Genomic DNA, 23890 nt, shown 5'->3' on the forward strand with positions numbered 1-23890 from the left:
ACTGAGTGCCGAACGGTAGACTTGATCCGTCGTCATCGCGTCAAAGGCACCGGCGATGGACATCATCCGAGCGCCCAGCGGAAGGGCGTCGCCACGAACATGGTCTTCTTGTCGGCGTGAGTCATACCAGACACCGCAGTACCTCACGATATCTAACAACGATTGGTCGGCGGTGCAGCCACGCAGGATCTCGCAACCAAGTTCCGAACAACAATCCATCGTCAGCTGCTCTTCGATGCTGAGCTTGCCTGGCTTTCGAAGAATGCGATCCGGGATTCCAATCTTGCCGATGTCGTGAAGCAACGCCGCGACTTCGATGCGATCTCGCGTCTGCTCGGCCAATCCCAACCGTTCACACCACGCGGAACAGGCAAGAGCAACGCGTAGGCTGTGGGCCGCCGTGGGGGCGTGCTTGGTTCGAAGAGCATAAAAGAGCGATGTCGCCATGCCCAACCGGGCCATGGCCAAATGATTTTCAAACGGCCGCGTATCTTCTGCCGGAGTGTTCGACGAATCTGTTTGAGCGTTTGCGATCGGAGCGGGTTCAATCACTCCCGGGAGCTGCCCTGTGGCTGCTTCCCCAACCCCATCAACAGCTCACTCAATCGAGACGCCGAATGTGCGGCATCAGATGGTGCGGCGTCTGATGTCGCGGCATGAGCAGACGAGCCATGGCCCCAGAATTCTTAAGCTGCGGGCGATCTGATGGATCTGAATTGCTGTTGGCCGCATCCTCGGCAGGAGAAGCTGCGGGAACAGGCACCACGGGTGGCATGCTGTGGTTGGCGAAATCGCTGGGAACCATTTGGTCGTTCATAGCCGGTATTCTGCGAGACATCGTTGTCGAGATGACGAACCCTACGTCCCATTTTGAACCCAGCTGCCTAAGGATCCCCTGGTGGCATGAATCACTCGGATTTCGCACCCTCACGGGCCCCTAAAGTCCGCACAAACGATACCACTGGTCTACCGAGACAATTTCTGCCCCGTAATTCGCTGGGGATTGGGAACTTCGGCATCCAAATTTCGGCTCCAATGACTCGAAAACCTCGAGCGATCACCCCGTGCGGAACAATCGCAATCTTCCGCGAAAAACTTGCCACCGAACCCCCGTCCATCTAACATGGTTACGCGGCTTGTGACGGACCTTTAGCCTTCAGTCCAGAGCCCACAGGCTCAATTCATCTCATCTTCCGGACCATCACTGTGAGCCTTTCCGACGTCGATCGTCAGCTACTGCAACGTTGCCTCGACCGGGAACCCCGGGCGTGGCAAGACTTCGTCGATCGATTTGTTGGCCTGGTCGTCCATGTCGTCAATCGGACCGCGATGGGCCGTGGCTTGTCGATGGACGAAGCCACCCGAGACGACATGGTTGCGGAAGTGTTCCTGGTCTACGTCCGGCATGATTTCGCCGTGCTTCGCCGCTTTCGACGCCAATGCTCGCTCGCGACATACCTGACGATCGTCGCTCGACGTGTTGTGGTCCGTCGCCTGACTGCCAATTCGGCGGTACCTGGAAACCACACCTCGGCATCTTCCGCGGGGAGCTCGCTGGGTGGCGGAAACTTGGCCAACGGAAACACCGTCAATGGTGCCACCAACGGTCACGCCACGCCAACGCAGGTAAACGGCGAACTTCAGCGAATCGAAAACGCCGAAGAAGTCGAGCACTTGATGCTACGTTTGGACGCGCGTGAAGCGAGCGTCGTGCGGATGTACCATTTGGAAGGCAAGTCCTATCAAGAGATCAGCCAAGCGGTCGGATTGAGCGAAAATACGATCGGCCCATTGCTCCATCGTGCCCGAGCCAAAATGGGCCGCGGCTGAAAACCCTCGATCGAGTGAACGACACTGTTCACCGAAACTGCTAACCTGTTCGATCTTCTTTTTCGAACGATTGCAGTGAGTTCTCGGATGTCGTCGCCTTCTGATTCGACCTCAACCTTCGCACCGTCCAACTCTTCCGGAAACGAGATGGACCGAGCCCATTCGGTCCTGCGATCGGTCTGGGGCTACGACTCGTTTCGTCCGCTGCAGGCGGATGCCGTCCAGGACGTGATCCAGGGGCGGGACAGCTTGGTTGTTTTGCCGACCGGCGGCGGGAAATCATTGTGCTACCAAGTTCCGGCGCTCGTTCGCGACGGAATGTCCGTGGTCGTCTCACCGCTCATCTCGTTGATGAAGGATCAAGTCGACGCGTTGACCAGCAACGGTGTCTCAGCGGCGTTGGTCAACAGCACCCAGTCGGTGGAACAGAAACGCGAAACGGCAGAACGGATTCGCCGAGGCGAGATCAAAATCCTCTACCTGGCCCCCGAACGGTTGCTCACACCCAAGACACTCGACTTTCTACGCAGCCTGCCAATTTCGTTCTTCGCAATCGACGAAGCTCACTGTGTTAGCAATTGGGGACATGATTTCCGCCCCGAGTACCGCGGACTGCGAATTCTCAAAGAACAGTTCCCCTCGGCGTCCGTGCATGCTTTCACCGCGACCGCATCCGAACAAGTTCGCGATGACATCGCCGAACAATTGCAACTGAATCAACCAAACGTTCTGGTTGGTGATTTCGATCGACCAAATTTGACGTATCGAATGCTTCGCGCCGACGGCAAATTGAACCAGATCCAGCAATGCATCGCTCAACATCCCGGTGAGTCTGGCGTGGTGTACTGCATCACTCGCAAAGAAGTCGAACAAACCGCCGGCGCACTCGAATCCATGGGCATTCGAACGCTTCCCTATCACGCGGGATTGCCTGACGAAGTTCGACAGGCAAACCAGGAAGCATTCATTCAAGAGAAAGTCGACGTCATCGTCGCGACGGTCGCGTTCGGCATGGGCATCGACAAATCCAATGTTCGATTTGTCATTCACGCGGGGATGCCCAAATCTATCGAACACTATCAACAGGAAAGTGGTCGAGCCGGACGCGATGGACTGGCCGCCGAATGCATCCTCTTGCACAGCGGCGGCGATCTGATGTCATGGAAACGCATTTTGGAAAACGGTGACCGCAACAACTTCCAATCCGCCATGGCCTCCGTTGAGTCAATGGCGGCACTGTGCAACGGTGTGAAATGCAGACATGCATCGCTCGTCGAATACTTCGGTCAAGAATACGACTCAGACAACTGCAACGCATGCGATGTTTGTCTGGGCGAGCTCGACGTCGTGGACGATCCAATCACGCTTGCGCAGAAAATCCTGTCGTGCGTGGTTCGGCTGAAAGAGCGATATGGTGCCGGACACACTGTCAAAGTTCTCACCGGGTCGCGTGACCAGAAAGTCATTCAAGCCGGACACGATCAACTGAGCACCTACAACTTGCTCGCAAGCGAAGGTGCCACCGCCGTTCGCACTTGGATCGAACAACTCATTTCTCAAAACCATTTGATTCGGAGCGGCGAGTTTCAATCACTTCGCCTGACCGAATCCGGCCGAGCCCTTCTGAAACGCGAAGGTGAAGTGACGCTCACAAAAGTGTCGGCGAAAAGCTCATCGCGTCGTCCCGCCGCGAATGAATCTTGGGAAGGTGTCGATCGACAGTTGTTCGATCACCTCCGTTCACTACGCAGCGAGTTGGCATCAGAGCGGGGCGTGCCGGCCTATGTTATCTTCGGCGACGCCGTCCTTCGCGAATTGGCTCGTGTTCGTCCAACTTCGATTGAGAAACTCACCAACATCCGTGGAATCGGTGATCGAAAACGCGAAGAGTTTGGACAACTGTTTTTGGATTCAATCGATCAATACTGCGAGGAAAATCCACTGGACAGAAACCAGACCGCCAACTCCTCTCCGACGACCATTATCAAACCTCGCGTGAACGCGGCGCCCAACGCTGCCATGGTTCAAGCATCTCAGCTTTTCCGTGACGGATGTTCGGTGGAAGAGGTCGCATCGAAAATGGGCCGAGCTGAGTCGACGGTGAACAAGTACCTCAGCGACTACATCCAAGCTGAAAAAATCACCGATCCATCACAATGGGTTTCCACCGAAGAATCCGAGGCAATCCGAGCCGCTTTAATGGCCGCCGAAGATGAACGGCTCCGTCCGGTCTTCGAAGCACTCGGCGAAGAAGTCTCCTACGAAAAGATCCGCATCGTCGCTTCATGTATGAAGAACGAGATGGCAGATGACCCGGACGACTGACAGTCGCAGCGTTTCAAGCTGCCAAACCATGGTCGATCGGATCAGCTTCGACTCCATCGTGTTCTCAAGGCGTCGATCAATACCGCCACAACGATCACAACTCCTGTGATGATCTGTTTGCTGGCGTCGGACACTCCGACTTGAGCCAACCCGGTCTGCAAGACTTGGATGATCAAGACACCGATAAACGATCGGATCACGTTCCCGCGACCTCCCATCAAACTGGTACCGCCGATCACGCACGCGGCGATCGCCGCCAACTCGATTCCGATGGCCGCGTTGGGATCGGCCGTCGACAATCGCGATGTTTGTGCGAGTCCCGCCAAACCGCACATCATCCCACTGATCGCGAAAATTGCGATGCACAAAGGAGCCGACCGAATCCCAGACATTCGAACCGCTTCCGCATTGGTGCCGATCGCGATGCAGTAGCGTCCCCAAACCGTCCGAGTCAAAAACAGCTGTCCCAGAACCACAGTTGCAATCGCGAACATGAAGGCGGGTGAAACAAACGCGCCGGGCAAAGGCTGACCAAACCATTCGATTCGGCTGCCAATGTAAATCGCCTTCGAATCGGTCACCACTTTGGTTGCTCCGCGAGCGATCTCGAGCATGCCCAACGTGACAATGAAAGATGGAATCCCAAATCCGATTGAAATGGCTCCATTCACCCCACCGCCGATGGATGCCACCAGAACCGCAATCGGAAGCGCCGCCCAAATTGACCATTCATAGTTGACCATCAAAACGCCCAACACCGCCGACGACACCGCCAGCAACGAACCAACCGACAGATCGATTCCACCGATGATCAACACCAACGTCATCCCGACGACCAAGAACGTCAGATCGGGAACTTGGTTGGCGATCGAGATCACCGTGGACATTTGGAAGAAGTTATTGCTGAGCGTCGAGAAGATTGCCACCAACACCAACAAAACCGCCACCAACCCGAGATGCGGGGCGAGCTGTTTCAAGAATCCTTGCAAACGATTCATGGTTTCGCCTCCTCGTTCTGCCATTTGTCGTCAGATAACGCAGTGGTCAGCTGCGATTCTTGTCCCGCAAAGGAAGCTTCCAAGATCGCATCCTCGCTGAAGTCATTCCGTTCGTACTTCGTCACCATTCTGCCGGCCGACATGACCGCGATTGCGTCGCACGTTTCAAACAATTCTTCCAAATCACTGCTCACAATCACGATCGTCTTGCCTTGCTTGGCTAATTCCTCAAACAGTTCGTAAAGCTTTCCGCGAGCGGCCACATCGATCCCGCGCGACGGTTCATCGAAGAGGTAGACCTCGGCACCGCGAGTCAGCCATTTGGCCACCGCGACCTTTTGTTGGTTGCCGCCGCTGAGTGTGCCGACAAGTTGTTCCAACGATTGGCATCGAGTTTCCAACGACGCGTGGATCGCACTGGCTGATTCAGCCTCCGCTGTTTGCCGAATCCATCCCTTGGCGGAAAACTTGGTGGCAAGCGCGGCCAGCGAAGTGTTGGCTCGGATCGGCTGAGTCAGCAGCAACCCGTTCTGTTTCCGATCTTCGGTCACCATTGCGAAACCAGCTTCGACAGCCTGACTGGGATGGGTGAAGCGAACTGCCTCGCCACCGGCCAGCAACACGTGCCCCGAATCAGCCACGTCGGCACCAAAGATTGCTCGTAGCAACTCCGTTCTTCCGGAACCCACCAATCCAGCGATCCCCAATCGTTCTCCTCGACGAACATCGAACGAAACGTTGTTGACCATCCCGCATGAGATCCCCTGAACCGACAAACCGACCTCGTCTCGACGATGACTGACAAAGCTGGCCGCTGGCTGGCTGGAATCGTCGTCCGCTTCTTCCTCGGAACTCATCCAAGCAACCATCTTTTCACGATTGATGTTTGCGATGGGTTCTGTGGTAACGAGCTGACCGTCGCGCAGCACGCTGACTTCGTCGGACAGTTGCTGAACCTCTTCGAGTCGGTGCGAGATGTAGATGATCGCGACGCCTTGTTCACGCATGCGGGTGAGATGCGTAAACAACTCTTCGGATTCACTTCCGGAAAGCGCAGCCGTTGGCTCATCTAAAATCAACACGCGAGCGTCACGGGCGAGCGCTGCCGCAATTTCGACCATCTGTTGTTTGCCAACACCCAAACTGCCAACGATCGTGTGCGTGTCGACATCGGGCAGACCAAACCGATCCAATATTTCGCGAGCGGAACGATGCAGTTCGCTCATTCGCAAAACGCCCCACCGATTGGGAAGAGACGCCAGCCGAAGGTTCTCGGCGACCGAAAGCGTTTCGATCAAATTCAATTCTTGTTGAACAATCTGAACTCCACTGGCCTCCGCATCCTGCTTGCTGCCAGGCTGATAGTCGCCACCACCCAGAGACATTTGCCCTGCGGACGCCGAGACCAAACCGCTGATGATCTTGCACAGCGTGCTCTTGCCAGCACCATTGGCACCAAGCAAAGCGTGTAGATGGCCAGCATAAAAATCGATTGAAACATCGTTCAGCACCGTGACGTTGCCGTAAGACTTCGTCAGGCCACGAACCGAAAGAGCGACCTTCATTCGTTGCTCAGAGTCTCGGACGTGATCAGATCGACGGGCGTTTCAACGTCTTCGATGGAAGCTACCGAGTCCGAAGAATCGCCGAGCTGTTCCAGCGCAGCTTCGATGCCAAAGACAGCCAACTGATCACCGTGTTGATCCGCGGTGGCCAGCACCTTGCCTTCTTCAATCGCTTGCCGAATCGCGGTGATGTTGTCGAATCCAACGATTTGCACTTCGCCCGCACGGCCTGCACTCTTAACCGCGGCGATGGCGCCGAGAGCCATGGAATCATTGGCGGCCAAGATCGCAGAGATTTCTGGATGCTCGCTCAACATCGACGACGCAACCGTGTTGGCTCGCGACATCTCCCAATCCGCGGATTGGCTGCTGACGATTTCCATGTTGGCCTCTTTCATCGCGGCCTCAAATCCTTTCAATCGCTGTTGAGCATTGAACGAAGTGCGAATGCCTTCCAAAATCGCGACTTTGTCGCCTTTGCGATTGGCGGCCAAGTAGTCACCCACGGCTTTCGCTCCCGCCAGGTTGTCTGGGCCCACAAAGGGAACCGCGATGTTTTCTTGCTGCAGCACATCCGCATCCAAACGGTTGTCAATGTTGACCACGACCACTCCCGCATTGATAGCTCGTCGAAGAGCGGGCACCAACACCTTGGAATCCGCGGGCGCGATGACGATCGCATCCACACCGCTGGCGACCATTTCTTCCACCAAAGCAACTTGCCGACTGACATCGCGTTCGTCTTTGATACCGTTGACGACCAACTCGTACTGGTCCGAATGCTCCGCTTGATGAGCCTCGGCCCCTTTGGCCATTGTCGAAAAGAACTCATTGGCCAACGACTTCATGATCAACGCCACTCGCGGTTTTTCATTGCCTTCGTCCTTGGATTGCGAAGTGGAATTGGACGACGTGCACCCGGTGACCATCAGAGCCAAAACGGCAGCAACGCAAACGACACGTTGGATCGTCGTCGTTTTCGACCGACATGCGGACTGAACCATTGGCAAAGATTCGTTGTTCAATGATTTCGAGACTTGCCCCGAGAGGGTCAGATCTCGTTGCGGACCAGGTCCGGTGATGATTGCAGTGAGCATTCGATTGATGCGGTGAGGTGGGGAAGGAAGCATCAGGAAGGTGTGCCAGGCGATAAAGAAACATCACACGGCAGCGACAGCATAACCAGTCTATCGATTGACGTGGCGTGAGGCACCAGCATGTTTCGGCAGTGGGGTTGCTCAGCCGGCGATGGCCCATGAAATTGTTTGGAACTCAATTTCGCTTCGCACCTCGCACCCGATCGGCTCGATCATGTTTGCTTTGGATGTCCTATCACGAATCATCCACGTCGGCACGGCGATCACCTTGGTCGGTGGATCAGCGTTCATGCTGTTGGTGTTGATGCCCTCCGCCAAGATGATCTCCGAAGAAGCCCGCCAAACGCTGGCCCAAGCGGTGACCGGTCGCTGGAAACGCTTCATCCACGGCGGCATCCTGCTGTTTCTGCTCAGCGGATTCTACAACTACATGCGTGCGATCCCCACTCACAAGGGTGACGGGCTGTACCACGGTTTGCTGGGCGTCAAAATGTTGCTCGCCTTCGCAATCTTCTTTCTCGCGTCAGCGTTGGTTGGCCGCAGTGCCGCCTTCAACGGCATCCGCGAAAATCGTGCGAAGTGGTTGAAGGTGATTGTCCTGCTCGCAGCGATCATCGTCGGCATCTCGGGCTTTGTGAAAGTTCGCGGGCCTTCGGTGTCCACGGAAGAAGCCGTCGTTGTTGTTTCCGGCGAACCCGAATCGGTCGAAGGATTGGAAACGCAACCGGCGATCGCTGAGTGACTCGCCTACGCCAGTGGCGTGACAAGTTTTTCCGACCAGGAGAAATCCGGCTTCTGGTTTGGTCGACGGCATGGTTCTTTTGTTTGCTGGGTGGCTACTACCAGCTTCGGCCGCTTCGCGAAACGGAAGCCTTCACCCGCGGAAGTGATGAAATCCCGTGGCTGTTTCTGGCGAGCTTCCTGACCATGTTGGTCGCCTCTCCGATCTACGCCTCCGTCGCGAATCGTGGACGTGGAATGCAATTGGTCAGCCGCGTCTACCGTTTCTTTGAACTGAACTTGCTGGTCTTCTTTTTCGCGATGCAAGTCAGCGACGCCGGCATCGCCGCTTGGGTGGGCCGCGTTTACTTTGTCTGGCTGAGCGTTTTCAACCTGTTTGTTGTGTCGTTGATGTGGAGCGTTTTCACCGACGCCTACCGCAGCGACCAAGCCAAACGGTTGTTTGGGTTCATCTCGGCGGGCGGAACGATCGGCGGGATCACCGGATCAGCATTCGCATCGTGGCTCTCACAACAAGTCGACATCTCGTATGTGCTGATCGCGGGCATCGTCGCATTAGAATTGTGCCAGCAATGCGGTCGAGTTTTCGCGAAAACGTTGACGTCACAAGACTTGGTCAACCAGGACGCTCAAAACCAAGACGACGAAACCGCCGCACTGGCCTCGACTGAACAGACTGCCACATCGAAAGAAAAGCATTCGATGTGGGTTGGGATTCGCACCGTTTGGAAGTCGCCTTATTTACTGGGCCTCTGTTTGTTCATGTTGGCACTGCAAGCCTGTGCCACGACGGTCTACTGCGAACAAGCTGACTTCATCCGCGAAGCGAATCTCAACGAAGCCGACCGATTCGCGTTGATCTCCAAGATCAACCTCTGGGTGCTGAGCCTCACGTTGGCGGTGCAGCTGCTCGGAACTGCCGCGTTGCTTCGTCGGCTCGGGATGGCAATCGTCTTGGGAGTGTTCCCGCTGATCTACGTGGTCGGTTTTGCTGGATTGGCGTTTTGGCCCAGTCTTAATTGGATTGTCGCGTTGGTGGTCGTCCATCGTGCGGCCAGCTACGCCGTGTTTGCCCCCGCGATTCAAATTTTGTACACAGTCGTGGATCGCCGAACGCTTTATCAAGCCAAGGGATTTCTGGACACGGCCGTGGTTCGAGGCGGGGACGTGATGTCGGCCCAGCTATTCGGGGTATTGAGGTTCAACGGTTTGAGTTTGACCGCGATCGCCGCCGGTTTCCTACCGCTGGCGGTCCTGACTGGATTGCTGGGGATGCGGATTGGTCGCCAGCAGGCCGAAATGCAGCAACGCGGGCGACCGGCCGGCCATGATTGACCCGCTCGTTGGCCATTCGTAGACTTGACGGGTTTCCGACCAGCAATTCTCGACGAAATTCGCCCACGCCGGCCAGCAATCGCTCGCCGGCATCTTTTTTTCGTTGATCTTTTCCGTCATTCATCTCTTCCGCGAACCTTCTTTCTACGTCCAACAGGGACACCCGCCGCTCATGGACCAAGCGATTGCGAAAGCCGACACCCTCATCGAAGCGATGGGTTGGATCCGCCGTTTCCGAGGCAAAACGACCGTCATCAAACTCGGCGGCAGCCTGCTCGAGGACCGAGAGGCCCTGCAGCACTTGCTGCTGGATGTGATCTTCATGGAAACCGTCGGCCTGCGTCCTGTCGTGGTTCACGGCGGCGGCAAAGCGATCACGGAAGCAATGGCCAAAGCCGGCATCGAAGCCCAATTCATTCGCGGGCGACGGGTGACGGACGAGAAATCGCTGGAGGTCGTCGAACAGGTCCTCGCGGGAGAACTCAATGTCGAATTGACCGAAATGATGGAACGGTTTGGTGGTCGCGCTGTCAACTTGTCGCCTCGAACCACGTGTGTCCTGAAAGGCAAGAAGCTGATCGATTCCGAAGGCGACGACCTTGGCTTCGTTGGTGAAGTGACCGAGGTCGATCGTGACGTGATTGAAAGCTTGGCATACACCGACCAAGTCGCCGTGATCCCTTCTTTGTGCACGGATGAAAAAGGGCAACTGTACAACGTCAATGCAGACACCGCCGCGATGGCGGTCGCTCAATCCTTGGGAGCGGACAAACTCGTGTTCTTGTCGGACGTCAACGGAGTTCGCCGAGACCCCAAAGATCCCGAGACAATCATTCCAGCGTTGTCGGCCGAGGAAGCTCGCCAATTGATTGCCGATGGTGTGATTCAGTCCGGCATGATCCCGAAGGTCGAAGCCTGCTTGGAAACACTCGGTCGTGGCGTTCAGAAAGTCCACATCATTGATGGACGACTGCGTCACTCATTGCTGCTCGAAATTTTCACCACCGACGGTGTGGGCACGGAGATCCACCAGTGAACGCGTCCGGCAACGGCGATGCCCCTCGCGGCGACAATTGGATCAATGCGATTGCAGGACGTCTCTCTCCGACAGGTGAGAACTCGTTCCGGGATGCCTTGCGTCAATTCGCAGATCAACCCGAGTGGTGCGGCGATGCTGACCTGCGAACCAAGATCACGGAGCAACTGCGCACGCTGACCAACGCGGATGCTTCAACGCTCGCTGATTGCATTCCAACTTCTTCGCGAGACCAAGCACTCGAACATGCTTTGATCGCGGCTCGTCGACGTCATCTGTCACAACACGATGCGGAAGACGCGGCCGCCGAGAATGCATCGGCGCCAAAGTGCCTTTGTTTGGTAGGCAGTGATCACGGACGCAGCATCGTTGCGAGAATGGCGAGCGGCAAACCAACGTTGCGAGGCAACGAGTGGCCCCTGCTGCCTGGCTTCGTGCACGCGCCGGCGGAACGCTTCGTCGACAAAATCGATTCATCAACCGCGGTCGCTTTGGTCGCTCCGGTGGACTTCAGCGGAGTCGGCCAGCCATTGACCGCTGAATGGTGGGCTCGATGCCGTCAACGATGTGATGAAACGGGCACGCAATTGATCGTCGATCATGGTGACACTCCCGCAGCCGGGAACGGCTACTTCTTTGCTCATGAAATGGTCGCCGGAATCTCTGCCGACGCGGTCATCCTTTCGGCCGGCTTGGTCGGCGACCTTCCTGGCGGCATGTTGGTTCTATCGGAATCGCTCGCATCGCATCTCGACCAAACCGCTCATTCCAGTGACTTGGTTGGACATCTTGTTTCCGCCGCACTGTCGACGCTGATTAAAACCGACGCTCTTGCCACGGAAGCGGACGCGTTCGCCATCGCTCTGGCTGAACGAATTGCCACCCGCGGGTGCGTCCGAGACCTGCATGCCTGCGGGCACACCGTGATCTTGGAATTGGATGTCGAATCTCAAGCTTGGATCGATCAATCCGCGGCGGAACAACTGCACGCCGATGTTTGCAGCGAACATTCGGTCCTGTTCCAACCTCCGTTGCTGATGACGGCCGAACAACGGGAAATCCTGATCGACCGAATCGATGCGGTGCTGGCGGGGTTGGAAGGAACTCAGGAGTCAACGGAAGCAACCTCATCGGCGGAAACTGAATCGGATCCGATGGAGGAACCCGCTGACGAAGCCCGACCCGACGAAGCCCAACCCGACGAATCGCCAGTCGACATTTCACTTGATGCGGATATCGATGAAGCCGCATCTGCGGAAGATTCGGACGAAGAGCTGGATGACGACGAAGACGATGACGATGAGGCAATCGAAGAGGACGAACTCGACGACACGGCCGATGAAGAATCGGCTGAGGAAGATGAAACGGACGACGAAGTCGTAGGCGGCGATGAAGACGAAGAGCACGAAACCGAACAAGAAGAAACTGAACTGGAAAACAACGAACTGGACGAGTTCGAATCCAACGAGGAAACGGAGAAACTTTGATGCGACACTTGCTCACACTCTTTGATCTGACCCCGCAAGAGTTGCGTCAGATTTTGGCAACCGCACAAACCCTCAAATCCAAATTGAAACAGGGCGAACGGCCCGCCATTTTGGAACGCTACACGCTTGCGTTGTTGTTTGAAAAACCAAGCTTGCGAACCCGTGTCAGCTTTGAGACCGGCATGAACCATCTCGGTGGCAGCAGCTTGTTTCTGGGCGACGATGTCGGTTGGGGCAAACGCGAATCACCGTCTGACTTCACTCGCGTGTTGGGACAATTTGTCGACGCGGTTGCGTGTCGAGCGAAATCACACGAACGTGTTGAACAGTTGGCGGAATACAATGCTGTCCCGATCATCAACAGCTTGACCGATCTCTGTCATCCTTGCCAAGCAATCGCCGATGTGTTGACGTTGCTGGAGAATTTTGGCGAAGTCAAAGATCGCCACATGGTTTTCGTTGGCGACGGCAACAACGTTTCGCGATCACTCGCTCTCGCGTGTGCGATGCTGGACATTCAATTCACGCTCGCACGTCCGGATGGGTACGAACTCGACCAACCATGGCTCGATCGAATCGGTGAGAAATATCCCAACGCGAAAATGAATCAAACGGCCGATCCGATTGCCGCGGTCGAAACCGCTGATGCGATCTACACCGACGTTTGGACCAGCATGGGGCAAGAAGCCGAATCCATCGCTCGACGAGCCGCTTTCAAGAATTTCCAAGTCAATGAACAGCTACTCGAAGCGGCCCCAAAGACCGCTCGAGTGCTGCATTGCTTGCCCGCCGTGCGAGGCGAGGAGATCACCGACGCGGTCATGGATGGTCCACAAAGCGACGTGATCGAACAGGCGGGCAATCGAATGCACGCCCAAAAGGCTCTGATGATTCAGCTCCTGCGACCCGAGTGGATCGCAGAAAACATCAGCGTTTAATGGCCGAGAACTTTCGCCCCACCGCTTCCTAACGTCGAGCGAATTGCAATTCGCTCGAAACGAATGGGTTGGTACGAACTTCACCTGGAGTGAAACCAGGCGAATTCGAAACAAGCGTTGTGGCGGCTTCAGATTCATCCGACGCGTCGCTGGACTTTTTAGATGCAGCTTTTGCCTTCGTTACCAAATGCGGTGACGATTCACCTGCTTTGCAGATATAAGGATTCGAAACGGGGCCGACATAGCCGCGACGCTGATTGATCGGAGCCACTTGGCTGTGGTAACCAGCACCAGGACTCACCACTGGTGGCGATGCAAACGGGCTGATCCCATAAGGACGGTAGTGACGCGTGCCGTAGTAAACCGGTGGGTTCGTCGCGAAATACGGTGGGTTTGGAATGTTGGATCGATACACCGATCCGTACGGCTGATAGAAACCGTAGGGCTGAAACCCGAACGCATAGGGCGATTGAGCGGACGCTTCTTCGGAGCAGGCCACGCATCCAGCCAGAACGGCGACGCCCAAGAAAATGCGCTGAATCGATCGCTTCAAGCGACTCGAACCTCGCGAAAAGGCAAATTTCTGAGACAACATAGCTGGCTCGCTTTCTCTCATTGAAAGAGGTGTGGTTGGATCAATTGGCAAATGTCGATCGTGAGCACCCCCGTGCATATTCCACCGTAGTCACCCTGCCAACCGTTGCAATCCAAACCACCGGCCCGAAGCCGAATAATTCCTCGAATCTGACACAGATTTTCCCCGCACGTCGCCATTTCGTCGCGACGAGTGATAAACGTTCACGAAAGGATTGCCTGGGAAATCGGCGTGACTTGCCTTTTGCCGGAATGCCTCCCGTGGGTGCCATCGGGCTGGAGTTGTCTGACACGGATGCCCGGCTTGTTACTAAGCTGTTCACGTAAGACTTCCAATCACGCCGACTCCGCCGATGAAAATGAAAATTGCCTGCGTGATTCATTCGCTCGACGGGGGCGGCGCCGAACGCGTGATGGCGGGGCTCGCTTCTCGCCTGGCAGACCGCTCGCACTCCGTCACCCTGATCACACTGGATGATGGAAAACACGATCGGCACGAAGTCGACTCCCGCGTCTCGCGCCATTCCATCAACGTCCTGTCGACGCCAGAGAACACCGTTTCAATCTGGTCCCGAACCCGCCGTCTTCGATCGACCATCGCGGCGGGCAAATTTGATGTGGTGCTTTCGTTTTGTGACGCCACCAATTGGCTAACGTTGTTGGCAACCACGGGGCTCAGTGTGCCGGTGGTGGTCAGCGAACGAAGCGATCCCAAACATCAATCGCTCGGCCGAGCCCGCGAGTTCTTTCGTCGCCGACTTTATCCAAAGGCATACCGCGTGGTGTGCTTGAGCGAGGATGTCGAGGCAACGCTGCAATCACAAACACATAGTCATACGCTTGTCATTCCGTCGGCGATTGAAGTGCCGAAGGAGTTCCACTCAACCGTCGAACAACGCACCGAAAGGGACGCCGACACCGACGAAGAAACTTGCCGTCTTGTCGCGGTTGGAAGACTGGAACATGAAAAGGGCTTTGACCGTTTGATTCGCTGCTTGAGTGAATTGCCAAACGATGCGCCGAATTGGGAACTCACGATACATGGCGAAGGCAGCCAGCGTGGTCATTTGGAAAAACTTGCTCGTGAACTCAAAGTTGATTCGCGGGTCAACCTCCCCGGTTGGACGCGACCGATCTGGCCCGTCTATCAATCCGCGGATTGGTTTGTTCTGCCCAGTCGCTATGAAGGGTTCCCATCCGCGTTGCTCGAAGCAATGGCATGCTCCACCGCGGTCTTGACCGTGGACGCTGGTGGTGCAGTTCGTGAAATCATCGATCACGGTCGCAATGGATGGCTTGTCACCAACGATGACGCTGCGTTGCGAGCCGGACTACTTCATTGCATGGCGTCGCCAGAGTTGCGGGAACGGCTCGCTGCCCAAGCGGGCGAAGTGACCAGCCGTTATGGTTGGCCCGCAATGGTGGACGCTTACGAAGCGTGCTTGCAAGATGCCTGCAAGCATCAGCATCGCGCCTGACCGGTCGGAAAGATGCGTTGTTTGTGAAGCGTACCCGCGACAGCGCCATCGATTGGATTCGCATCATCCCTCCGCACGGCAACAAGTTCGAATATTGTCCGGCAATTCTCGTCCCCGTGTGAATCCAAAGTCATTGCGTTTGTGATGACAACGCGAAAATCTTGCGTCGCACCAGGTTGAAATTCGCACGCCTATCCCTCTTTGCCAAAGGGTGTGGCACAATGAGGTCGCTGATCTTCTCATTCGAAACGGAGTTATTCAGATGAGCAAACCGTCTGATGCACTGGAACTGAAACCCATCGCTGGCGTTGTCCAGGATCCCAATGAAGTCCCAGTCGTCGTTCACAGCGACGTCAAAGGTGCCATCGACGACATGACGTTCTTGCAAAAGTCGTTGCTATTCGCCGAGTTGGCAATGGTCGCCTACAACGATGAGCGAGAAGCCACCGTCGCCGCCGCCATGGTTGGCTTTTCCGACGTCACCTTCTTTGATCACGACGGTTCCCAAGCTTACCGGTTTCGCAACGATCACGATTGCGTGATCGCATGCCGCGGTACCGAGCCCAATGAATGGAATGACATTCGTGCGGACGCCAACGCCGCGTCGGTTTTGGCCGAGACGGCGGGCAAAGTCCACCGCGGTTTCAAAACCGAAGTCGACGATCTATGGCCAATGTTGGAAACCGCGTTGGTTGGCAACGAGCAACCCGTTTGGTTCTGTGGCCATTCACTCGGTGGTGCGATGGCCACCATCTGCGCCGGACGTTGCTACCTGTCTCATATCAAATCCGTGCCGAGTGGATTGTTCACCTACGGAAGCCCTCGGGTGGGTGACAAACGCTACATCAACTACGTCGAATTGCCTCACTACCGGTACGTCAACAACAACGACATTGTGACTCGAGTCCCACCCGCGTGGATGGGATACCGCCACTGTGGAACCGAGGTCTATATCAACCGAAACGGACGAATCGGTCACCTGGGCATGATTCGAAAACGACGCGACCGATGGCACGGATTCCTGCGAGGGCTCAAGCGTTTTCGGGTGGATCACTTCAGCGATCACCCGCTACACAACTACATCGATCCCATCCTGGATGCCGTTCAAAAAGAACAGGATGCAATGGGGCGTGGCGAAAGCGCCGTCGATGCTTCAGACTTGACGGGACAAGATCCCAAAACCGAAGCCTCCTGACGGACACTCCATGAATTCGCCTTCGCCGAATCCATCCGAAGAACGCTCCTCGAAACACTCCGAGTCGGATCGCTTTGCTCGCGAACCGGAAGTGGTTCAAATTGGTGGCGTTGAACTCAAACTCGCTCATCCATACGAGGCCGCAGGCGATTGGATTGGCCAAAACGAATTGCTGATGCAATTGTTGGCCTGCTGGCTGACGGTGGACGAAACCGACATCCCCCTGACGCCGCGTTTGATCGGCTCGCCGGGCGTTGGCAAAACACAACTCGCGATCGCGGCGACCAAGCGTCAAGGTCTGCCGCTGTATATCTACCAGTGCACCGCCGACACTCGACCGGAAGACTTGTTGATCACACCCGTGCTCAGTCGCGGTGGTGAGATTGCCTACCATGCTTCGCCCCTGGTCAGTGCGATGATCACCGGCGGCGTCTGCATCTTGGACGAAGGCAACCGGATGAACGAAAAGTCTTGGGCGTCGCTGGCACCGCTTTTCGACACCCGCCGTTACGTGGAATCCATCGTCGCCGGAATCACGATTCCCGCGTCACCTGAATTCCGTTCAGCAGTGACGATGAACCAAGACGAGTCGACGTTTGAAATCCCCGATTACATTCTCAGTCGACTGCAACCGACACTGCAGGTTGGGTTTCCAAACAAGCAAGACGAGATGGCCATCCTGCAGTACCACCTGCCGTTTGCCGAACCAGAGATGTTGGCGCTGACCGTCGATTTCCTGCAGCGTTCGCACGAACTGAAACTCGATTTTTCCCCCCGAGACGGTATCAACCTGCTGCGTTTCGCGATCAAGCGAATGAAGCAAAACCCGTCGCATCCGGTCGCTCACGATGCCGCCTGGCAGGAAGCCCTCGAAAAGTGCCTCGGCGACGAAGCAGTCGATCTGGAATCACTCGCAGAACGCCGCAAACGCACGCTCGGCGGCGACGCGGTGCCTTTGGGACTAGCAGACCTGTTCTTCGATTCCGATGATCCACTGCATCCCGATCGCGAAGACGAGGACGACGACGATCTCATTTAAAGGGATTGCGCAACATTGCCCCGGACGGGGACCGTGGATGAATTGCAAAGTGCAAATTTCCCAATGCAAATTGCAAAGTGATTCAGGTCTACCAAGCCGCGAGATTTTCACCGATCCACGATTGCCAATTTGCAATGTCCATTTTGCAATTTGCAATCACCCCGTCCGCCACTTCCCACCTGGCAATCACGCCAATTCGCCCCGGACGGGGCCGTCGTCCATAGCTCGGGGCGGAAGCCCCGAGAACCATGCCCAAACCCAAACGGTCGCCCCGGAGGGGCCGTCGTGGAGACGCGGTGGGGAATTGCAAAGTGCAAATTTCCCAATGCAAATTGCAAAATGATTCAGGTCTACCAAGCCGCAAGATTTTCACCGATCCACAATTGCCAATTTGCAATGTCCATTTTGCAATTTGCAATCACCCCGCCCGCCATTTCCCACGTGGATCTCAAGCCCCGGTTACGAATCGACGCCGAACGACTATCTTGTGGCGTCTTCTTGGCATCTCTTTTTGGCTCGTTCTTTCGTCGGTACTTGGTCCTATGTCGCAAAATGCGGATTCCGTCTCGCCCATTCGCCTGGCTGTTGGTGGCGACCATGCCGGTTTCGCTCTGAAACAACTCGTTGTCGAGCGTTTCGGATCGCAGGTCATCAGCCTGACCGACTGCGGAACCAATGACGAAACCTCCTGCGACTACCCCGATTTCGCTGTCGAAGTCGCCGAGCGAATCAACAGCGGCGAAGCCGATCGTGGGCTGCTGATTTGCGGCAGTGGTGTCGGCGTCAGCGTCGCAGCCAACAAAATCACCGGCATCCGCGCGGCGATCTGTCACGACACTTATTCCGCGCGCCAAGGCGTAGAGCACGACGACATGAACGTGCTGTGCATCGGCGGCCGGATCATCGGCAGCGAGCTGGCATTCGAGATCATCTCCTCGTTCCTGAACGCCAAATACACTCCCGAAGAACGCCATCAGCGTCGACTCGACAAGATCCTGGCACTCGAGTGCGACTGAGCCATCGGAGCAGATCGGTTCCGTGAGCTCACGAAATCATTGGCTCATCGCCGAACGCGTTCTCACGCCGACCGAGGGTGAGCCTTCTCATAAACCTGACGCAGATTTGCTGCACTGACATGCGTGTAGATCTGGGTCGTTGTCAGCGATTTGTGACCCAGCAATTCTTGCACGCTGCGAATGTCCGCGCCGCGATCGAGCAGGTGAGTTGCAAAGGAGTGCCGCAATGTGTGCGGGCTGGTCCGCGTATCCAGCTCCGCCTTGGCAATGTACTTCTCGAGCATCCGACCAACGCTGCGAGTCGTCAGGATGTTGCCAAACCGATTGACAAACACGGGAGCCGATCGGCCAAGCTTTTCAGCCTCAGGCGATCGGCTGCGACGTCCAGCGTAAGCCTGGATCGCTTTGATCGCGTACGAACCCAGCGGACTGATCCGCTCCTTGCGTCCCTTTCCGCGGACTCGGGTGATCCCTTGGGAGAAATCCAAATCACCATCGCGAAGTCCCACCAACTCGCTGACCCGCAGTCCCGATGAATACATCGTTTCCAAGATCGCTCGATCACGAAGTCCCGCTTCGCTGATCGCAGGCGGTGCAACCAAAAGACGGCCGACTTCGTCGCTGGTCAAAACGTGAGGAAGCTTGCGGTTGCTTCGTGGATTCCGCAGCGGCTTGGCCGGATTGCTGCTCGCCATTCCTTCTCGCATGGCGAACTTGAAGAAGCTTCGCAACGAGGCGAGCTTTCTCGAGATGGTCGTGCGAGCGTAGCCGGCTTGTTGAAGTGCAGCTTGAAATTGACGCAATTGCTGTGGCGTCAATGAATCCAGTTGGATGCGTCCCGTCTCGGCTTGTCCGATCCATTCCGCGAACGCGAACAGGTCTTCCCGATACGCTTTGATCGTCAAATCAGACGCATTGCGTTCGGTCGCCATGTACTGCAGAAATCGGGTGATCGCCGTTCCCAAAATCGAGACTCACTGCTGACGGATGGATTCAAACAAAGTCATCAATGGAAAGCGAATCAAACTCTGAGCTCGCCGACACTTCGTCGTCCACCACAACCGTTTCGCGAATTTTGCGAGACAACATCGCAGCGTCATACCACGAGAAATCGAGTTCCGGATTGGCAGCAAAACGTGCCAACTGACGCAGGGTCTCGTCACGGTTCTCGTCGTCGAACAAGAAGATGAAACGTTCTTCGCCTTTGACCAAGGCTAACACGTTGACTTCCTTTTCCATCGTTTGATCGTCCTGAGTGCGAATGTCGCGGGTCCGGAGAAACTTCCGCTGGGAGTTTCCCGCGATGCTGCTCAGTATCGGCTCACGGGCCATCGCAGTATGAGGTCGCTTTGGTCACGACCACCCCGCGACTCCAACATTTCGACGATGTGCAAGTGACAACAGAAACGAATGAAATCATCGCTACGTTTGATATAACCCTGCCAAGCCATCCCCCGTGCGTCATCCCCCGTCTCAACGTAGTCTGCCAAACGCTGGGTGAAGTAAGGATCGTCGCCGCGATACAGGCGAGTGTGCGAGATCACGGGATCGTGTTGAACGATCATCGCGGGCGGTGCCATCGCGGGCGGATCGGGAATCAAATCCGTCGGGTCGGGCCAGGCTGGTGGCAGGGGTGCCATGCTGGCAAACGGCTCGGATCCGCAGGCTTCTTCATACATCACGCCACCGGCATCGACCGAGCCGTCAACGATCACGTCGCCTTCCCAGCCCATGCCTTGTTCTTGCCAACCAGTGCCGTCTTCCCACACGACTTCTCCATCATTGATGGATGGAGCCATCGTGGGACTGATGACTTGGTGCTCGGCCACTTCCGCTTGATAGGAATGATGATCCACCAAGCGAATGACGCCGGCGGATTCGGGACCGGCGGGCGATTCCTCATCACCAAAGGGATCCGCTTCTTTTCGCAATGGGTTTGAACTGGCAAAGTCGGGCTCCGGTGTCTCGACCTCTTCCGCCGCTTTGTCGACCGGTGTTGCCAGGGGAATTCGTTGTGGGATTTGCGTCTTGAGCTGGCTGCGAGCCAATTCAAATTCAGCTTCCCGAACGATTCGAGCTGGAATTTTCTCTTCGGCTTCGGTCCCCCAAGGCAAACCGTACCCGGGCGGAATCGTGTGAAACCCTTCGTTGGCAGCGTACCAGTGAACGGTCATCCCCATTCGCGGCGGATAATAAGCGTCGAAATCAGTGACCGATCCGACGACGATCGCTTCGACATCCATCATCTGTGCGAGCCGTTGAAAATCGGCTCCGACACGAGGTTCACCGTACTGCATCGAATAGGCTCGATACTGCGTCGAGGTGACGCCCACCGGCAACACTTCAAAGCCCGGAATTGCTTGCAAAGCGGCGTAATACGATCGTGCGACTGCCTCGCCGTCCACGTTGGGCTGGTGGCTTTGGTTGTAGAAAGGCAGCACCGCGACCCGTTTCATTTGCGGGAAGGGGTTGTGCAGCGTGTCTCGCTGACGCGTTTCCGGAACCAGCGTGCATCCACTCAACAGCGATACACTCAGACACACCCACACCATCGTGGTGCGAGTCCAAGCGGACGCGAGCAAGAATGTCATTTGGCGAGCCATGTGTTTCACGATCGACCCCTCGGTCACCGCGCAATGTCTCCACCCCCACAACTCTCATCGGCCCACCGCCCCCCATTTCTTCACCCCAATCCGAAGAATTTCGCTCTTTCTCCTGAAACGAATAGTCGGGCAACTTGCTCCGTAACGCCAGCTTCCGAACCAGGAAGCGGCTACATCCGGCGAGACCAACATCCACACCTCAAAAAAGGCCGCACTGCTCTCGCCACCGAGTCGCTTCTCGTCTGGGCGAAGTCGCGGCGGCCTGCTAAAATCCCTGTTCCGGATGGGTGGCCGAGTGGACGAAGGCTCTAGTCTTGAAAACTAGCGTAGGGGAGACCTTACCGTGGGTTCGAATCCCACCCCATCCGCTTCTTTTGATCTCGGACGTTCTCGATGAATGGCGAAGATCCGCGGGGCAATTGCGTGAGCCATTCCGGCCGCGAATCAGCCAAGCAGTGGCTGCAACAATTGCCGGCGAGTGACCACGCTGCCAATCTTTCCACTGGCTTCGTACAAGACCGCGACGTCGCTGTGGGCGTCGTACAAACGCAACAGCACGCCTAGATGCCGGTCGGTCAACGCACCGCGAACGATCGGCAGCGGCGCTGGAACCTGGTCTTGATAAACCAGATCAGAGTAGCGGTAAAAACCGATGATCCGGCCTTTGCGACGCACCAAAATAATGGGGTGATTTTGCCGGCGGGCCTGGCGGCGGGCGAGCTCCAAATCGACGGGTGAATCCACGACCGCCAATCGCTCGGGACGCACGCCAAACTGGACGGCCGGTCCATTGCCAACATCAAAGACATTCTGGGCCAAATTGCGTTGTCCCACCGCCAGAATCCCCGCGTCTTGCCCCGCCTGAAGCACCTGGTCCAAATCACCACGTGCCATCGACAAACGCAAACGGAACGGCGTTTCACCGGTCAGCTTCTGCAGCGCATTGCCCAGCAAGCTGAGCAGCAACGAGATCGGAGAAAACACGATCGTCGCGATCAACAACAACCAACGGGTGCCTCGCAAGAGTCGATAAGGTGCTTGATAAAACAGGTGTTTTGGCAGCAACTCACCAAACACAAAGACCACCGGCGTCATCATCACGGTGGCAGCCAATTCGATCGCTTCGCCTCCGCCAATCAATGCACCAACGAACATCACGATCGCCAAACTGGTCAGATAGTTCGCCAGGTTGTTTCCAACCAAAGTCGTGGCAACAAAGATCGCTGGATGATTGATCATCCACACCAGTCCTCGACCGGCGAACGAACCGCTCAGTCCATCCAGCACTAATCGCGTGCGTGAGACCCGATATAGCCCGGTTTCGCTGCCGCTGAAAAAAGCGGACAGCATCAATCCAACAAGAAAAACTCCAACAGCCAACATCATGATGAAGGACGCTCCGAGTCAGGACCCAACCAAGCTTCGATCCAGATCCCGTCTTCGTCCTCTTCCGTCACCACCAACTCGTATTCCGCCAACGGAGCCACATCACCGGCACGCGGAACGCGTTCGTTGTGACGCTGAATGTGCCCACCAACGGTCGCCGTGCGTTCTTCGGGCAAATCAATTTCCAACGTTTTCGCGAGTGCACGCAGGCTGGTCGACCCAGGCATTCGATAGTGCTTGCCACCCAATTGTTTGATTTGATCTTCTGCGGCGTCCAATTGATCCGTGCTCGCCAAAACGCCTCGCAGAATGTCGTCAACGGTCAGTGCACCAACGACCTCACCGAACTCGTTGACTACAACCGCCATCGTGATGTCTTGTTCGTCCAACTGGTCGTAAACCTGAGCGATTTTCGCAGACCACGGCACATGCAAGACCTTCTCCACCGCCGAAGGCAAATCGTCGATCTGTTGCGGCCTGAGCAGTCGAACCGCGATCGAACCGAGAATGGTTTGGCCAGAAGAATCCTCGGGATCCGCGACAATCAGATAGCCACCAGGAGGCGACCCTTCCGCCAAAAGAGATGTTTTGAGCGGAGGCGAAACGATCATCAGCTTGCTGCGCGGACGCATCATTTCGTCGGCTTGAATCTCAGCCATCATCACCAACGACCGCAGTGCCAATCGTTCTCGTCGAAGCAAGGTTGCATCGTCGGTCCCGAGTTCGATCGCACGTTCAATGTCCGTCAACTCGATCTCTGGCTCGGGCTCAAACGTCGGCCACAACAAACGCCCGGCGGCTTCGTTGGCCCATTTCACGAACGGCAAGATGGGCGAAACGATACCGACCGCAATGGTCATGGGAACGCCAACCATCAAAGCGATTCGCGTCGGCGTCATCACCGCGAAACTCTTGGGCAACATCTCGCTGAAGAAGATGATCGTGAGCAAACAAACCAGCGTAAAAATTCCCGGGCGCGAAAGATCGGCGGACACGATCGCGACCAACGTGAAGTAAGTCATGTTGATCAGCAGATTCCAAAACAGGATCGCAGCCAACAATCGATCCGGCTCCGCGAGCAACAACGTCACCACACGTCCCGCCGCTCCGTTGCGACCGATTCGTTTTCGGTCACGTTCTTTCAGCGAGAACAGAGCGGCTTCGCTGCCACTGAACAGCCCGCTAGCGACAATGAGTACGAGCATCGCGGCCAACATTGGCCACTTC

22 protein-coding genes and 1 tRNA gene are annotated in these 23890 nt (G+C 56.2%); 12 read left to right on the plus strand and 11 right to left on the minus strand.

Annotated elements, in window-relative coordinates; genetic code table 11:
• On the minus strand, nucleotides 1-552 hold a 552-nt coding region (locus tag RE6C_RS02055), incomplete at its 3' end, for an HD-GYP domain-containing protein (RefSeq protein WP_236617874.1).
• A 49-nt stretch (nucleotides 553-601) separates the two neighbouring features.
• Complete coding sequence (locus RE6C_RS32690; RefSeq protein WP_008653384.1) at nucleotides 602-817, minus strand: hypothetical protein; 216 nt, start codon at nucleotides 815-817, stop codon at nucleotides 602-604.
• A gap of 389 nt (nucleotides 818-1206) precedes the next feature.
• Here RE6C_RS32690 and RE6C_RS02065 point away from each other — a divergent pair, with 389 nt between their 5' ends.
• Both RE6C_RS02065 and recQ read left to right on the plus strand, forming a co-directional pair.
• Entirely contained in the window at nucleotides 1207-1830 is a 624-nt protein-coding gene (locus RE6C_RS02065) for an RNA polymerase sigma factor (RefSeq protein ID WP_008653385.1), read from the plus strand.
• 87 nt (nucleotides 1831-1917) lie between these two features.
• A complete protein-coding gene (gene recQ, locus RE6C_RS02070; RefSeq protein ID WP_008653386.1) occupies nucleotides 1918-4155 on the plus strand; it encodes a DNA helicase RecQ in 2238 nt (745 codons plus the stop codon).
• 41 nt (nucleotides 4156-4196) lie between these two features.
• Here recQ and RE6C_RS02075 read toward each other — a convergent pair whose 3' ends face one another.
• Genes RE6C_RS02075 through RE6C_RS02085 form a run of 3 tightly spaced genes read right to left on the minus strand, consistent with a single transcriptional unit; the run spans nucleotide 4197 to nucleotide 7815 of the window.
• Nucleotides 4197-5153, minus strand: a complete 957-nt coding sequence (locus tag RE6C_RS02075) for an ABC transporter permease (protein WP_008653394.1) — start codon at nucleotides 5151-5153, stop codon at nucleotides 4197-4199.
• Nucleotides 5150-6718 (minus strand): sugar ABC transporter ATP-binding protein, encoded by a 1569-nt coding sequence (locus RE6C_RS02080; protein WP_008653400.1) that lies wholly within the window; start codon nucleotides 6716-6718, stop codon nucleotides 5150-5152. Before RE6C_RS02080 ends, RE6C_RS02075 begins: the two co-directional genes overlap by 4 nt.
• On the minus strand, nucleotides 6715-7815 hold the full coding sequence (locus RE6C_RS02085) for a sugar ABC transporter substrate-binding protein (RefSeq protein ID WP_236617875.1): 1101 nt from the start codon (nucleotides 7813-7815) through the stop codon (nucleotides 6715-6717). Before RE6C_RS02085 ends, RE6C_RS02080 begins: the two co-directional genes overlap by 4 nt.
• Before the next feature lie 214 nt (nucleotides 7816-8029).
• Between RE6C_RS02085 and RE6C_RS02090 the strand changes: the two genes are divergently transcribed.
• The 5 genes from RE6C_RS02090 (at nucleotide 8030) to argF (ending at nucleotide 13352) form a co-directional block, all read left to right on the plus strand.
• Entirely contained in the window at nucleotides 8030-8557 is a 528-nt protein-coding gene (locus RE6C_RS02090) for a hypothetical protein (protein ID WP_236617876.1), read from the plus strand.
• The gene (locus tag RE6C_RS02095; protein ID WP_008653408.1) at nucleotides 8554-9891 is read left to right on the plus strand and encodes an NTP/NDP exchange transporter; all 1338 of its coding nucleotides are present in this window, start codon (nucleotides 8554-8556) and stop codon (nucleotides 9889-9891) included. Before RE6C_RS02090 ends, RE6C_RS02095 begins: the two co-directional genes overlap by 4 nt.
• Nucleotides 9892-10063: 172 nt before the next feature.
• Entirely contained in the window at nucleotides 10064-10927 is an 864-nt protein-coding gene (gene argB / locus RE6C_RS02100) for an acetylglutamate kinase (protein ID WP_008653409.1), read from the plus strand.
• Nucleotides 10924-12414 (plus strand): aminotransferase class III-fold pyridoxal phosphate-dependent enzyme, encoded by a 1491-nt coding sequence (locus tag RE6C_RS02105; RefSeq protein WP_008653411.1) that lies wholly within the window; start codon nucleotides 10924-10926, stop codon nucleotides 12412-12414. Before argB ends, RE6C_RS02105 begins: the two co-directional genes overlap by 4 nt.
• Nucleotides 12414-13352 (plus strand): ornithine carbamoyltransferase, encoded by a 939-nt coding sequence (gene argF, locus RE6C_RS02110; protein ID WP_008653412.1) that lies wholly within the window; start codon nucleotides 12414-12416, stop codon nucleotides 13350-13352. The genes RE6C_RS02105 and argF overlap by 1 nt, the downstream gene beginning before the upstream one ends.
• 28 nt (nucleotides 13353-13380) lie before the next feature.
• On the opposite strand, the gene RE6C_RS02115 is transcribed toward argF, so the two are convergent.
• Entirely contained in the window at nucleotides 13381-13947 is a 567-nt protein-coding gene (locus tag RE6C_RS02115; RefSeq protein WP_039960989.1) for a hypothetical protein, read from the minus strand.
• A gap of 352 nt (nucleotides 13948-14299) precedes the next feature.
• Here RE6C_RS02115 and RE6C_RS02125 point away from each other — a divergent pair, with 352 nt between their 5' ends.
• The 4 genes from RE6C_RS02125 (at nucleotide 14300) to rpiB (ending at nucleotide 18674) form a co-directional block, all read left to right on the plus strand.
• Nucleotides 14300-15424: a glycosyltransferase gene (locus RE6C_RS02125; RefSeq protein WP_008653415.1), complete on the plus strand. Its 1125-nt coding sequence runs from the start codon at nucleotides 14300-14302 to the stop codon at nucleotides 15422-15424.
• A gap of 211 nt (nucleotides 15425-15635) precedes the next feature.
• Complete coding sequence (locus RE6C_RS02130) at nucleotides 15636-16619, plus strand: lipase family protein (RefSeq protein WP_008653416.1); 984 nt, start codon at nucleotides 15636-15638, stop codon at nucleotides 16617-16619.
• 10 nt (nucleotides 16620-16629) lie between these two features.
• Nucleotides 16630-17658 (plus strand): AAA family ATPase, encoded by a 1029-nt coding sequence (locus RE6C_RS02135; RefSeq protein WP_008653417.1) that lies wholly within the window; start codon nucleotides 16630-16632, stop codon nucleotides 17656-17658.
• Nucleotides 17659-18200: 542 nt separating this feature from the next.
• Nucleotides 18201-18674 (plus strand): ribose 5-phosphate isomerase B, encoded by a 474-nt coding sequence (rpiB, locus tag RE6C_RS02140; RefSeq protein WP_008653419.1) that lies wholly within the window; start codon nucleotides 18201-18203, stop codon nucleotides 18672-18674.
• 62 nt (nucleotides 18675-18736) lie between these two features.
• On the opposite strand, the gene xerC is transcribed toward rpiB, so the two are convergent.
• The 3 genes from xerC to RE6C_RS02155 form a co-directional block, all read right to left on the minus strand.
• On the minus strand, nucleotides 18737-19639 hold the full coding sequence (gene xerC, locus RE6C_RS02145; RefSeq protein ID WP_008653420.1) for a tyrosine recombinase XerC: 903 nt from the start codon (nucleotides 19637-19639) through the stop codon (nucleotides 18737-18739).
• 28 nt (nucleotides 19640-19667) lie between these two features.
• The gene (locus RE6C_RS02150; RefSeq protein WP_231846438.1) at nucleotides 19668-19913 is read right to left on the minus strand and encodes a hypothetical protein; all 246 of its coding nucleotides are present in this window, start codon (nucleotides 19911-19913) and stop codon (nucleotides 19668-19670) included.
• A gap of 71 nt (nucleotides 19914-19984) precedes the next feature.
• Nucleotides 19985-21277: a hypothetical protein gene (locus RE6C_RS02155; RefSeq protein ID WP_236617878.1), complete on the minus strand. Its 1293-nt coding sequence runs from the start codon at nucleotides 21275-21277 to the stop codon at nucleotides 19985-19987.
• A gap of 281 nt (nucleotides 21278-21558) precedes the next feature.
• Here RE6C_RS02155 and RE6C_RS02160 point away from each other — a divergent pair.
• Nucleotides 21559-21645, plus strand: a tRNA-Ser gene (locus RE6C_RS02160).
• A 76-nt stretch (nucleotides 21646-21721) separates the two neighbouring features.
• Here RE6C_RS02160 and RE6C_RS02165 read toward each other — a convergent pair.
• Nucleotides 21722-22663: a CNNM domain-containing protein gene (locus tag RE6C_RS02165; RefSeq protein WP_008653427.1), complete on the minus strand. Its 942-nt coding sequence runs from the start codon at nucleotides 22661-22663 to the stop codon at nucleotides 21722-21724.
• Nucleotides 22660-23880 carry a CNNM domain-containing protein gene (locus tag RE6C_RS02170; RefSeq protein WP_039960999.1) on the minus strand — a complete coding sequence of 407 codons (1221 nt, stop codon included), beginning with the start codon at nucleotides 23878-23880 and terminating at the stop codon, nucleotides 22660-22662. The genes RE6C_RS02165 and RE6C_RS02170 overlap by 4 nt, the downstream gene beginning before the upstream one ends.
• Nucleotides 23881-23890: the final 10 nt, after the last annotated feature.

This window comes from Rhodopirellula europaea 6C, from assembly GCF_000338295.1.
Lineage (GTDB): Bacteria > Planctomycetota > Planctomycetia > Pirellulales > Pirellulaceae > Rhodopirellula > Rhodopirellula europaea.